A 13,352-nucleotide genomic window follows, 5' to 3' on the forward strand; every position below is an offset into this window, starting at 1 on the left:
GAGCATTATGACAACAGAACCAATGACTTTATATGGATATGAAAAATTATCATCAGAACTTAGAGATTTAAAACTAGTTCAAAGACCAAAAATAGTTGAAGAAGTCGATATAGCAAGAAGCCACGGAGATTTAAAAGAAAATGCAGAATATCACGCCGCAAAAGAAAAACAAGCTTTTATTGAAGCAAGGATAGCTGAAATAGGAAATTTAATCGCAAAAGCTCAAGTAATTGATCCAAGCAGTTATGAGCATAATAGGGTTAAATTTGGCTCAACAATTACAATTATGGATGTAGAGAGCGAGATTGAAAAAACTTATACAATAGTAGGCACTAGTGAAAGCAATTTAGATAAAAATTTAATTAGCATCAACACCCCTCTTGCAAGAGGATTGATTGGAAAACAAGAAGGGGATAGCGTTATATTAAATTTACCAAATGGCACAACTGAGATTGAGATAGTTAAAATTTGCTATAAAGAGATTGAATTTTAAAGAAAATTTATGGAATTTGAGTTAAAGCAAGATGCGATTTTTATAAGTGATGCGCATGCAAATGAAAATCGTCCTTATTTTTTTGAATTTTTAAAAAATACTAAAAAAAATTTGCCTAAATTTAGTCAAATTTTTTTTATGGGCGATATGTTCGATTTTTTGGCAAATACAACTTTTACTCAAAAATTTTATCAAAAAGAGATAAATTTGATTAACCAATTATCTCAAATTTATGAAATTTTTTATTTTGAGGGAAATCACGATTTTAATTTAAAAAATATTTTTCCAAAAGTAAAAGTTTTTAATCATAAATCGCAGCCAGTTTTATTTAAAACAAAATTTAATCAAAAAATTTTGCTAGCACACGGGGATTTGTTTTTGCCAATTTTAACTCAAAATTTTATGCTTTTTTTGAGAAACAAGCCCTTTTTAAAGGTTATGAATTTTTTAGATCTTTTATTTAAATTTAAAATTTCAAAAGCTATATTAAAAAGTCAAAAAGATAAAATTTTATATAAAAAATTTATAAATTTTGATAAATACATAGCAAAAAAATTAATTAACTATGATGGCGATTACGTTATCGAGGGACATTATCATCAAGATGTAAAATTTCAAATGGATGATAAAATTTATATAAATTTAAACTCATACGCAGTAACACAAAAAATTTATGTGGTAAATTTTAGTGAAAATGGGCTTATTTTAAACGGAATTTAGTATAATTATTAAAAAGGATTTTTATGATAAAACTTTGTATTTTTGACTTTGACAATACCATAATGGATGGTGAAACTATCGATTTTATGGCAAGATTGATAGGAAAAGAAGAGATTGTAAAAGATTTGACGCTAAAAGCTATGAAAGGCGAGCTTGATTTTTTTGAAAGTTTAAAAGCTAGGGCTTTAAATTTAAAGGGGCTAAGAGTTGATGAGGCTAAAAATGCTCTTTTAAATTTACCATATATCAACGGAGCAAAAGATTTGATTGCATATTTAAAGAAAAAAGGCATAAAAGTTGTTGTTTTTAGCGGAGGATATCATTTAGCAACAGATATCGCAAAAGAAATTTTAGGATTTGATGCTAGTTTTGCTAATTATTTGCACGAAAAAGACGGAATTTTAACTGGTGAAGTTGGCGGAGAGATGATGTTTGGATACTCAAAAGGGAAGGTTTTAGAAGAGATTCAAAATTTAATGGGCTTACAAAAAGATGAAATTATGTGTGTTGGAGATGGGGCTAATGATATTTCTATGTTTAAAAAAGCTGGATTATCTGTGGCTTTTTGTGCAAAAGATGTGCTTAAAAAATACGCTACACACATTGTTGATATTAAAGATTTAAGGGAGTTAAAAAAGTATGTATGATGGAAATTTTTCACTTTGGTGTGATTTTGTAGAGAGAGATTTTATAGGTGGTGAATTTAAAGAACTTTTAAACAATCAAACAATCAACGGTGCTACATCAAATCCTAGCATTTTTAAAAGTGCTATTTTAAATTCATCTGCTTATCTTAAACAAAAAGAGGATTTTAAACATAAAAAAGCAAAAGATTTATATGAAATTCTTGCTACAACAGATATCAAACTTGCAGCACAAGCTATGCTTAAAAATTTTGCAAATAAAGACGATGGCTTTATAAGTATTGAAGTAGATCCAAATTTAAGCGATAATGCAAACGCAACTTATGAAGAGGGAAAGAGACTTTATGGAAAAATTGCAATGCCTAATGTTATGATTAAAATTCCTGCTACTGAAGCTGGATTTGAAGCTATGAGTGATTTAATGTCAAAAGGAGTTAATATAAATGCTACTTTGATATTTTCTCCAACTCAAACTAAAAAATGCCTAGATGCTTTCCAAAGCGGAACTGAAAAATTTAAAAAACGCTTTTTAAATGCCGACTTACCGCAAGGTGTTATAAGTGTTTTTGTAAGTAGATTTGATAGATTGATGGATGATAAATTTAATGAATTAGGGATAGAAAAATCAAAACTTGGAATTTACAATGCCACAAAATGCTATCACTTAATACAAGAAGCAAATTTGCCAAATGTAAGAACTCTTTTTGCAAGCACTGGCGTAAAAGGAGATGATTTAAAAGCTAGTTACTATATAGATGAGCTTATGTTTAAAAATGCCATAAATACAGCTCCTCTTGAAACTATAAAAGCATTTTTAGAAAAAAAACAAGAGATAAAAGAGCCTGCTAATCAAAAAATATTGGATGAATATTTTGCAAATTTAGAAAAAAATGAAATTTGTATGAAAGATGTTTATAGCAAGCTTTTAAGCGACGGCCTAAATCAATTTGAAATCGCTTTTGATGAAATTTTAAAAAGTTTAAAATAAGGTGTTAAAATGGTAAATGAATTTTCAAATTTAAAAAAACTTGATAGCTACTTAAATTTATTAATCAAGCATGGCGGAAGCGACTTACATATGAAAGCAGGCTCTATAATTAGGATCAGAATAAACGGAGAGTTAAAAAAAGTTGGTGATAAAATTTTTACAAAAAATGATTCAGTCGCTCTGGCACAAGGACTTGCTGGCGGTGATTATGATAGATTGCTAGAACAAAAAAGTTTAGATTTTAGTTACGCTTTGGGAAGCGATTACAGATTTCGTGTAAATATATTTTTACAATTAGATGGTATTAGCTTTGTTTTTAGGGTAATTCCTGCAAAAATTCCATCAATTGATGATCTAAAGCTTCCAAAAATTATCAAAAAAATTTCAGATGAAACAATGCGTGGATTGATTCTAATAACAGGTCCAACAGGAAGTGGAAAAACAACAACAATCGCAAGTATGATAGATAGAATAAACAACAAAAGAAATAGCCACATTATAACAATCGAAGATCCTGTTGAATTTGTGTTTAAAGATGATAGATGCATTATAAATCAAAGATCAATTGGAAGTAATTGTAATAATTTTGCCGATTCTCTTCGTGCAGCATTAAGAGAAGATCCTGATATCATTTTTGTTGGAGAAATGAGAGATTTAGAGACGATTGAAACAGCACTTCACGCTGCAGAAACAGGACACCTTGTACTATCTACATTGCATACAATTGATGCAAAAGAAAGCATTAATAGGGTTGTTTCTATGTTTGAAAAAGAGGAGCAAGAAAGAATTAGATTAAGCCTAGCTTCTGTTTTAGCAGCCACCATTTCACAACGTCTTGCAATTTCAAATGATGGCGGAAGAAGAGCTGTTGTTGAGGTGCTTATAAAAAATACTAGAATAAAAGATATGATTCTAGAAAATAGAATTCACGAAATCCCTGATGCTATACAAGATGGTAAAAATACGTATGGAATGCAAACTTTTGATCAACATCTTTTAGAATTATATGAACAAGGAATAGTTTCAAAAGATGAGGCTTTAGATAAAAGCACAAATAGAGGAGATCTTGATATTATGATTAAAAACATAATAGCCAAAAAAACTGGCGGACAATCAAAAGATGAAAATTTAATCAAACTTCAAGATGTTTAAAGCTAAATTTAGTAAATTTTGGCTAAAATCTCAAGTTTATTTTATTATGAAAGGAAAGCGATGTTAGAAGGTATCGTTAGAGAGAGTATCGGCAAAAAGTCTGCTAAGGCTTTAAAAAGAGATGGTTATCTAATCGCTAATGTTTATGCGAAAGGATTTGAAAATATAAATGCTGCATTTAAATCAAATGAATTTATAAAATATGTTAGAAATAAAACAACATTAGCATTTGATATAAAACTTGGCGATAAAACATATAAAGTAGTAGTTGAAGAGTATCAAAAACATCCAGTTACAAACGATTTAACTCATGTAGATTTAAGGGTTGTGCTTGATGATGTAAAATCAAGATATTTTATACCAGTAAAACTTACAGGAACGCCTATTGGTTTAAAAAATAAAGGCGTATTGGTTCAATCAAAAAGAAGATTAAATGTTGAATGCTTTGGCAAAGATCTTCCAAATTCTTTTATTTTAGATGTAACTAAGCTAGATACAGGAGATTCTATTATAGTAAGAGAGGTAGAAGTTCCAAATGGTGTAAAAATATTAGATGGCAGTGATGTTGCAGTTGTTGGGGTATTGACTGCTAAATAGCTATGATCTTAATCGTTGGTCTTGGAAATATCGGCAGTGAGTATAATTTAACTAGACATAATGTCGGTTTTATGCTTATTGATATTTTTAAAGACGGTAAATTTATAAATATTTCTCAAGATAAATTTAAAGGCGAGCTTTACAAAAATAGCTCGCTTCTTCTTCTAAAGCCATCTACTTTTATGAATTTAAGCGGAATTTCGGTTAAGGCTGTAAAAGACTTTTATAAGCCTGATAGAATTATAGTAATTCATGATGATTTAGATCTTAAATTTGGCTCAGTTAAATTTAAAAAGGGCGGTAGTAGCGGTGGTCATAATGGTATAAAATCAATAGATAGCCTGATTGGAAGTGATTATGAAAGAGTTAGGATTGGCATTGGACGCGGGCAATCGTGCGTTAAAAACTATGTATTAGGAAAATTTAAAGAAGATGAAATTCTTAAGTTAGAAAAAATTTTAAACTACACTAAAAATGCAATAAACGAACTAATTAAAAGTGATATTGATAAAATCAAAGCCAAATTTAATATAAATGAGATAAAATGAAGCTGTATTCAAGGTATTTGGGGGTTTTTTATCTAAAATATTTTTTGATTTTATTTATAGCTCTTGAGGGTTTTTATATAGGAGTAGATATTTTAATTAGCTCAAAAGACTTTCCAGATTCTGCAAATTTAGGGCTTTTATATATAGGATTTACTGCAATTATTGCTATAAATTATACCATAATGATTAGCTTAATTTTTGCTATGATTTTAACTATAATAAATTTTATAAGAAGCAATGAACTTATTAGCTTTTATTCGCTTGGTATAAGCAAATTTAGTATTATAAAAACTCCATTTTTGATATCGCTAATCATAACCTTCTTTTATATTTACCTCAACACCACACCTCTTGTTTACGCCAACGAGTATAAAAAAAATATAGAAAATTTAAATCTCATAAACAAAGTAAGTAATGATTTTTTTTTAAAACACCAAAACAAATACATATATATAAAAAATTTAAATTCTCTAACAAATACAGCAAATGATATAAAAATTTTCTATTTAGATCAGCAAAATCTCAATCAAATAGCAAACATCAAAAAAGCAAATTATGATGACAAAAAATGGGTATTTTTTGATGCAAATATAACTAAAATTCCAGCCAACTTAAATTTAGGTGCAGATGGTTTAGAATATGAAAGTGTTGAAAAATTTGAAGATTTACAAAAACTTCATCCAGCCATAATAGAAAAAATTTATAATTCATCAAATATCTATTCTATAAATGATGCCATTAAATCCATTAAGGCTTTTCAAGATCAAGGCATAAATATAAATAACATTAAAGCAAATTTATATAGCCTAATATTTACTCCATTTTTTGCGCCATTTATGATTTTAATTATATTTTATTATATGCCTACAACTGGTAGATTTTTCAATCTTGCAATTGCGAGTTTTATATTTTTTATATCTACACTTTGTATTTGGGGAGCTTTATTTGTTTTAACAAGATTTTCAATAACAGGGGTTATTTCTCCTGAAATAGGAATCATTTTACCGATTTTATTTTTGATGATATTTGCTATTTATTTGAATTTAAAAACTCATTAAGATTTTTTAAGCAAAATATTTGTAAAATCAAAATTTAAATTAAATTTTAAAGGCATTAAATGGATTATCAAAATTTAGCTAACACATATGAAACACCGCTTTACATTTATGATTTTAACGATATAAAAAGTAGATATTTAGAGCTTAAAAACTCATTTAGTGCTAGAAAATCGTTAATTTGCTATGCTGTAAAAGCTAATTCAAATTTAAGTTTGTTAAAATTTTTAGCAAATTTAGGATGCGGTTTTGATTGTGTTAGTTTTAATGAGGTTAAAAAAGCACTGCTAGCTGGAGCTAAAAATTATAATATAATTCTATCTGGCGTTGGTAAAAGAGATGATGAGATAGAAGAAGCCATAAAATCAAATATTTTAATGATAAATGTTGAAAGCAAAGCAGAACTTTTACAAATAGAAAAAATTTCACAAAATTTAAACAACAAAACAAGAATTAGCATAAGAGTAAATCCAAATATAGATCCAAAAACTCATCCATATATCTCAACAGGACTTAAAGAGAATAAATTTGGAGTTAGTATAGAATTAGCAAAATGGATGTACCTATATGCTAAAAAAAGCGATTTTTTAGATCCAGTTGGAATTCATTTTCATATCGGAAGCCAACTTTTAGATGAACAACCAATAATTGAAGCTTCAAAAATAATAGCAGATTTAATGAAAAGCTTAAAAGCCTTAGATATAGATATAAAATTTTTCGATGTTGGTGGCGGTATTGGAGTGGATTATGAAGATGAAAAAACTATAAATTTATACAATTACACTCAAGGAATTTTATCATCCCTAAATGGACAAGATGTTACTATCGTGTGCGAGCCTGGTAGATTTTTGGTAGCAAAAAGTGGCAAGCTTCTTACAAAAGTTTTATATGAAAAAGAAAATTTAGGAAAAAGGTTTGTGATTGTAGATGCTGCTATGAGCGAGCTTTTAAGACCTAGTTTATATCAAGCATTTCATAACATAAAAGCCCTAAAGCCATATGAAAATTTAAGCAAATGCGATGTTGTTGGACCTATTTGTGAAAGTGGAGATTTTTTAGGAAAAGATATAAATTTACCAAATTTAAATAGTGGCGATTTACTTTTGATTGAAGATAGTGGGGCTTATGGATTTTCGATGGCAAGTAATTATAATTCTAGATTAAAACCTGCTGCTATTTGTGTTTTAGATGATAAAATTCAATTAATTTGCAAAAAAGAGAGCTTTGAAGATTTGATTAAAAATGAAGTAGAATTTCTAGGAAATTTTGATGAAAAACATTGACACACTAAGAGAAGAGATTGATTTAATAGATAGCCAAATTTTAAAACTTTTAGATAAGAGAATGGAATTTGTAAAAAAAATTGGAAATTTAAAAAATTCAAACGGAGCACCTATTTACAGACCAGAAAGAGAAAAAGCTATATTAAAAAGGCTTGATTTTGAAAAGGGTGTAAATTTAAACAAAAAGGCTATAGAGGCGATATATTATGAGATATTTTCTATATCAAGAAATTTAGAAAAGCCTCAAAGTGTAGGATTTTTAGGGCCTGTTGGAACTCACACTCATCAAGCAGCTAAAAGTAGATTTGGTGCTGTTAGTCACTACATTCCTTTTGCAAGTATAGAAGCAGTTTTTAAAGCACTTGATTCAAAGGAGATTAAATATGGAGTTGTTCCGATAGAAAATAACACTGAAGGTGGTGTTGGTATAACTTTTGATTGCCTTGGTAAATTTACAACAAGTAAGATAGTGGCTGAAATTTATATGGATATTCATCACTCTTTTGTAAGCAAAAATGAAAAATTAAGCAGTATCAAAAAAATTTACTCTCATCCGCAAGGCTATAATCAATGCCTTGGATTTTTAGAAGATCACGGACTTTTATCCATTGAATTTATAGCGACAAAATCAACAGCTCTAGCAGCAAAAATGGCAAGTTTAGATGAAAATTCAGCAGCAATTTGCTCTAAAATTTCAGCTAGTATTTATAATGTGCCAGTGATGTTTGAAAAAATAGAAGACAATCTAGCAAATAGAACTAGATTTTTTATAATAAGCGATTTCAAAAACGAAAAAAGTACAAAAGATAAAACAAGCATAATGGTCAAAACAGATCACTCTCCAGGGGCTTTAGTAGAACTTCTTGGAATGTTTAGAAATGAGGGTATAAATTTAACAAAACTTGAGAGCAGACCGATTAAAAAACGTGATTTTAAAGCGAATTTTTATATAGATTTTGAAGGGCATATAGATGATGAAAGAGTTCAAAAAATTATAAATTTAGCCAAAAATAGAGGCAATGAAATATTTTGGCTAGGAAGCTATGGAGATGAGCAATGAAATTTAATAAACATTTAAAAAACATAAATAACTATGAAGCAGGAAAACCAATAGAATTAGTCGTTAGAGAATTTGGAATTAAGGAAGATGAGGTTATAAAACTAGCTAGCAATGAAAATCCAAATGGAGTTAGCAAAAAGGCTCTTCAAGCTTTAAATAAAAGCATAAATTTTGCAAATTTATATCCAGATGATTCTATGTTTGAGCTTAAAAATTCTCTATCAAAAAAATATAATATTTTGGATAAAAATATTATAATTGGTTCAGGAAGCGATCAAATCATTGAGTTTATAATTCATGCAAAAACTAATCAAAATCAAGGAATTTTAGTATCAAAAACAACATTTGCAATGTATGAAATTTATGCAAAGCATTCAGATACAAAGATTTTTAAAACTCCATCAGGCATTCATAATTTAAATGAATTTACTAAAATTTATCAAGAAAATAAAGATAAAATTTCAGTAATTTTCTTATGCGTTCCAAATAATCCACTTGGTGAGTGTTTGGATGCAAAAGATGTGTATGAGTTTATTAAAAATACAGATGAAGATACTTTAATTGTTATTGATGGTGCTTATAATGAATTTGCTGCATTTAAAGACGAAAATAAAAAAATTAATCCAAAAATAATTAGCGAATTTAAAAATGCTATTTATCTTGGCACTTTTTCTAAGCTTTATGGACTTGGCGGAATGAGGGTTGGATATGGTATTGCAAATGAAAATATCATCTCAAATTTAGCTAAATTAAGGGCTCCTTTTAATATTACTACGCCATCACTAGCTGCTGCAATTGCTGTATTAGAAGATGAAGATTACATATATCACTCTTTAAATAACAATTTAATAGAAATGAAAAAATTTGAGGAATTTGCGGTTAAAAATGGTATTAAATTTATACCAAGCTATACAAATTTCATAACTTTTGTGCTAGAAAAACAAGATTCTACTCAAATTTGCAACTCTTTGCTCAAAAAAGGTATAATTTTAAGAGATTTAAAAAGCTATAATATGAATGCTATACGCATTACAATTGGGTTAAAAAAACAAAATGAAATCGTCTTAAAGCATCTAAAAGAACTTTTATAGAGGGAAAGATGGATATAAAAAATAAAAGTATAGATGAGTTAAAAATATTATCAAAAAATATTCGAGATAGAATTTTAAGAGTTGTTAGTAAAAATGGCGGGCATTTGAGTTCAAACTTAGGATGTGTGGAATTGACTTTGGCTATGCATTATGTTTTTGATGTTAAAAAAGATCCTTTTATTTTTGATGTAAGTCATCAAAGTTATACACATAAACTCTTAACTAATCGCTGGGCTGAATTTGAGTCTCTTCGTCAATTTGGTGGAATTAGCGGATACACAAAACCAAATGAGAGCGAGTTTGATTATTTTGTAGCAGGACATAGCTCTACTTCTATTTCTTTAGCAGTTGGTGCTGCAAAAGCTATAAATTTAAAAAATGAAGATAGAATCCCCGTTGCTTTAATAGGTGATGGAGCGATGAGTGCAGGAATGGCTTATGAGGCATTAAACGAACTTGGCGATATAAAACTTCCTTGTGTTATCATTTTAAACGATAATGAAATGAGTATAAGTAGGCCAATTGGAGCTTTTAGTAAATATTTAAGTCAGAAAATGGCTGAACCGCTATATATGAATGTTAGAAATTACATTAAAGACTTCTTAGCTAAAAATATGCCAAAAGGTGCTTCATATATGGCAAAAAGATTTGAAGAGAGTTTTAAACTGATTACTCCAGGACTGTTTTTTGAAGAGCTTGGACTTAAATATATAGGTCCAATTGATGGTCATAATATAAAAGATTTAATCCACGCCTTTACAATAGCTAAAAATTTAAAAAAACCAGTTGTTATCCACACTCAAACAACAAAAGGCAAAGGATATGAATTAGCAGAGGGTTGTAAGGAAAATTGGCACGGGGTTTCACCATTTAACCCTGAAGATGGTAAGGCAGTTAAAAAAAGTAGTGGCAAAAAAACAGCTACTCAAATTTACTCACAAACTCTTTTGGAATTAGCTAAAAAGTATGAAAATATAGTTGGGGTTACTGCTGCTATGCCAACAGGAACAGGGCTTGATAAGTTAATAGATACTTTTCCTAATCGCTTTTGGGATGTAGCAATTGCAGAACAACACGCAGTTACTTCAATGGCAGCTATGGCAAAAGAGGGCTTTAAGCCATACATTACGATTTATTCAACATTTTTACAACGAGCTTATGATCAAGTAATTCACGATGCATCAATTATGAATTTAGATGTTGTTTTTGCAATGGATAGGGCAGGTATCGTAGGAGAAGATGGCGAAACTCATCAAGGAGTTTTTGATATAAGTTATTTAAACGCTATTCCAAATATTTCAATGATTGCACCAAGAGATGAAAAAAGTTTTAAGGCGATTTTGGAGTATTCTTATACACATAAAGGACCTTTAGCCATAAGATATCCAAGAGGAAATTTTATTTTAGGCGATGAGTTTGAGTGTGAAAAAATAAAACCCCATAAATCTCAAATGCTTATTGATAATAATTCAGATATCTCATTTTTAGGCTATGGAAATGGTGTCGGAAAAGCCTATAAAGTTTTAGAAAATTTAAAAGAAAATAGCTCAAATTTAAAGCCAAATTTAGTTGATTTAGTTTTTGCAAAGCCGCTTGATAAGGAGTTTTTATTAAATTTAAGCAAAAGAAGTAAAATTTGGTATATTTTTAGCGATAGTGCTAAAATGGGAGGGATTGGCTCTATTTTGGCTTTGTTTTTGCAAGAAAATCAAATTTATGATGTAAAAATAAAAAGCTTTGAATTTGAAGATAAATTTATAACTCACGGCAATACCGATTTGATTGAGAAATCTTTAGGGATTGATACTGTAAATTTAACAAAAATTGCAATTTTTGAAAACATTGATAACTAAATATTAAAAAATTTTAGCTATTATCTACAAATTTACTAAAATTAAGGAAAATTATGTTTTTAGAAATGCTAAAAAATAGAGGATTAAAAGCCACTCCTCAAAGAATTTCTGTTTTAAGAATACTTGGCAAACATACACATCCAACAATTGACGAGCTTTATGATGAGATTAAAAAAGAGCATCCATCGATATCTTTAGCAACGATTTATAAAAATTTAAGCACACTAATAGAAAATGGATTGGCTGTTGAAATTTTAATGCCAAATCAAAAAAGTAAATTTGATATATATGAAAGACCCCATATTCACGTTGTTTGTGAAAAATGTGGTGAAATTTATGATTTTTATGATGAAGTTTGTGAAATTTGCTCTTACCAACAAAATTTAGAAAAAAAAATTTCTAGTGAAATTACTAAATTTAACATAACTGCGACTATCTGTGATTGTAAAAACTGTCAATCAACGTAATTTAAACACTTAATTAAGGAGGTGTGTTTTGAATGTGAATAGAAAATTTTTGCTTAAAAATAGCGATATTTTAGATATTTTATTTAAAAATCAAATAGTAGTTTATAAATCAAAAATAACTAAATTTTACACTAAAATTTCAAAACAAACAACAATATCATACAAAAAACGAGATAACGCCTACTATCTTAATGAAACTACCAACTCTTTAGAACCAAAAAATGTTGAAATTATGATTTCAAAAAATCAATACAAAACAGCAAAAAAAGAGAAAATTTCACGCTCGATAAAAAAAGAACATTTTTCATTCAAAATAGAAAATGAGGAGTATTTTTTAGATGTTTTTAAGTCAAATTTGAAAGGAATTGTTATTTTAGAGGTTAAAATCAATAGCAAAATAGACGCAAATAATTTTCAATTTAATGAAATTTTAAAAAATATTGAAAAGAAAGAAATCACATCAAATAGTGCTTATGAAGATAAGTATCTTTGTCTATATGGTGATATCGAGGCTAAAACTAACAAGTCAAATTCTATGAAATTTTTAGATTATAGTGATGCTTATGATAATTTTAAAGCTATAACTACCCAAATCTATGATGAAATTTTAAAATATAAAGATGAGTATTTAACCACAAAAAATAGTGAAATTCTTCATAAAATAAGAGTAAATATTAAAAAATCAAGAAGTCTTTTAAAGATGTCTAGCGATTTATATGATCCAAAAATATCAAAAATTATTTTAGAAAATCTCAAAATAGCGATAAAGCAAACAAACCATAGGCACGATTTTGATGTATTTATAAACTATTTAAAAAAAGTTCCAAACTCAAGTCAAGTAATTGAAAGTCTAGAATTTGTTGCAAATCAAAAATTTTTTGATGTTTGCAAATTTATTGAAAATGAAGAGATGGATGATGTTTTATTGGATTATGAAATTTTATTAAAAGATAGCAATAAAATTTATGCCACAAATAAATTTATGATGAAAAAATTTGTGGCTTTAACGCTTAGAAAAGAGATTGTAAAGCTAGAAAAAAAACTTTTTAAATTAAGCGATGAGTCGCAAAATAAATCTTTTCATAAGGTGAGATTTCAAATTCAAAACATAAACTATTTATTTGAAAATTTTATAGAGATGTTTGGATTAAAAAGTTTTGAGAAATGTTATAAAATGTCAAAAGATATAGAAAAATTATTTCAAAATTTAAAAGACCAAGATGCTTGGTGTCATATAATTTCTATGTATGATAAGGGTGAAATTCATCAGTTTTTAACCACTCAAAAAGATGAAATTTCTATTAAAATGTTTGAGCTTAGAGGCGAAATTTTAGAAAAAAAAGATAAATTTATGAAAAAAATTTCAAAAATTTCAAAAATTTTAAAAGCATATTATTAAAA

Annotated in this window: 14 protein-coding genes; all 14 read left to right on the top strand. The window is 28.1% G+C overall.

Annotation, left to right across the window (positions count from 1 at the left end):
- Positions 1–7: 7 nt before the first annotated feature.
- The 14 genes from greA to F1B92_RS09425 are packed head-to-tail and all read left to right on the top strand — an operon-like array spanning position 8 to position 13,350.
- The gene (gene greA, locus F1B92_RS00305) at positions 8–493 is read left to right on the top strand and encodes a transcription elongation factor GreA (RefSeq protein ID WP_154569925.1); all 486 of its coding nucleotides are present in this window, start codon (positions 8–10) and stop codon (positions 491–493) included.
- A 9-nt stretch (positions 494–502) separates the two neighbouring features.
- Positions 503–1,213 carry a UDP-2,3-diacylglucosamine diphosphatase gene (locus tag F1B92_RS00310; RefSeq protein WP_154569926.1) on the top strand — a complete coding sequence of 237 codons (711 nt, stop codon included), beginning with the start codon at positions 503–505 and terminating at the stop codon, positions 1,211–1,213.
- A gap of 23 nt (positions 1,214–1,236) precedes the next feature.
- Positions 1,237–1,860 carry a phosphoserine phosphatase SerB gene (gene serB / locus F1B92_RS00315; protein WP_154569927.1) on the top strand — a complete coding sequence of 208 codons (624 nt, stop codon included), beginning with the start codon at positions 1,237–1,239 and terminating at the stop codon, positions 1,858–1,860.
- Entirely contained in the window at positions 1,853–2,845 is a 993-nt protein-coding gene (locus tag F1B92_RS00320; protein WP_154569928.1) for a transaldolase, read from the top strand. Before serB ends, F1B92_RS00320 begins: the two co-directional genes overlap by 8 nt.
- 9 nt (positions 2,846–2,854) lie before the next feature.
- Positions 2,855–3,997, top strand: coding sequence for a type IV pilus twitching motility protein PilT (locus tag F1B92_RS00325; RefSeq protein WP_154569929.1), 1,143 nt, complete (start codon positions 2,855–2,857; stop codon positions 3,995–3,997).
- A 60-nt stretch (positions 3,998–4,057) separates the two neighbouring features.
- Positions 4,058–4,594, top strand: coding sequence for a 50S ribosomal protein L25/general stress protein Ctc (locus tag F1B92_RS00330; protein WP_154569930.1), 537 nt, complete (start codon positions 4,058–4,060; stop codon positions 4,592–4,594).
- Positions 4,595–4,596: 2 nt separating this feature from the next.
- On the top strand, positions 4,597–5,142 hold the full coding sequence (gene pth / locus F1B92_RS00335; protein ID WP_154569931.1) for an aminoacyl-tRNA hydrolase: 546 nt from the start codon (positions 4,597–4,599) through the stop codon (positions 5,140–5,142).
- The gene (locus tag F1B92_RS00340; RefSeq protein WP_154569932.1) at positions 5,139–6,200 is read left to right on the top strand and encodes an LptF/LptG family permease; all 1,062 of its coding nucleotides are present in this window, start codon (positions 5,139–5,141) and stop codon (positions 6,198–6,200) included. Before pth ends, F1B92_RS00340 begins: the two co-directional genes overlap by 4 nt.
- Before the next feature lie 59 nt (positions 6,201–6,259).
- Complete coding sequence (gene lysA, locus F1B92_RS00345) at positions 6,260–7,480, top strand: diaminopimelate decarboxylase (protein WP_154569933.1); 1,221 nt, start codon at positions 6,260–6,262, stop codon at positions 7,478–7,480.
- On the top strand, positions 7,467–8,540 hold the full coding sequence (gene pheA / locus F1B92_RS00350) for a prephenate dehydratase (protein ID WP_154569934.1): 1,074 nt from the start codon (positions 7,467–7,469) through the stop codon (positions 8,538–8,540). Before lysA ends, pheA begins: the two co-directional genes overlap by 14 nt.
- Entirely contained in the window at positions 8,537–9,631 is a 1,095-nt protein-coding gene (hisC, locus tag F1B92_RS00355) for a histidinol-phosphate transaminase (protein ID WP_154569935.1), read from the top strand. The genes pheA and hisC overlap by 4 nt, the downstream gene beginning before the upstream one ends.
- A gap of 8 nt (positions 9,632–9,639) precedes the next feature.
- Entirely contained in the window at positions 9,640–11,484 is a 1,845-nt protein-coding gene (dxs, locus tag F1B92_RS00360) for a 1-deoxy-D-xylulose-5-phosphate synthase (protein WP_154569936.1), read from the top strand.
- 50 nt (positions 11,485–11,534) lie between these two features.
- A complete protein-coding gene (locus F1B92_RS00365) occupies positions 11,535–11,951 on the top strand; it encodes a Fur family transcriptional regulator (RefSeq protein ID WP_326833053.1) in 417 nt (138 codons plus the stop codon).
- A 34-nt stretch (positions 11,952–11,985) separates the two neighbouring features.
- Positions 11,986–13,350 (top strand): CYTH and CHAD domain-containing protein, encoded by a 1,365-nt coding sequence (locus F1B92_RS09425; RefSeq protein ID WP_154569937.1) that lies wholly within the window; start codon positions 11,986–11,988, stop codon positions 13,348–13,350.
- The last annotated feature ends 2 nt before the right edge of the window (positions 13,351–13,352 follow it).

It is taken from the genome of Campylobacter portucalensis (assembly GCF_009690845.1).
In the GTDB taxonomy this organism is placed as follows: Bacteria; Campylobacterota; Campylobacteria; order Campylobacterales; family Campylobacteraceae; genus Campylobacter_B; species Campylobacter_B portucalensis.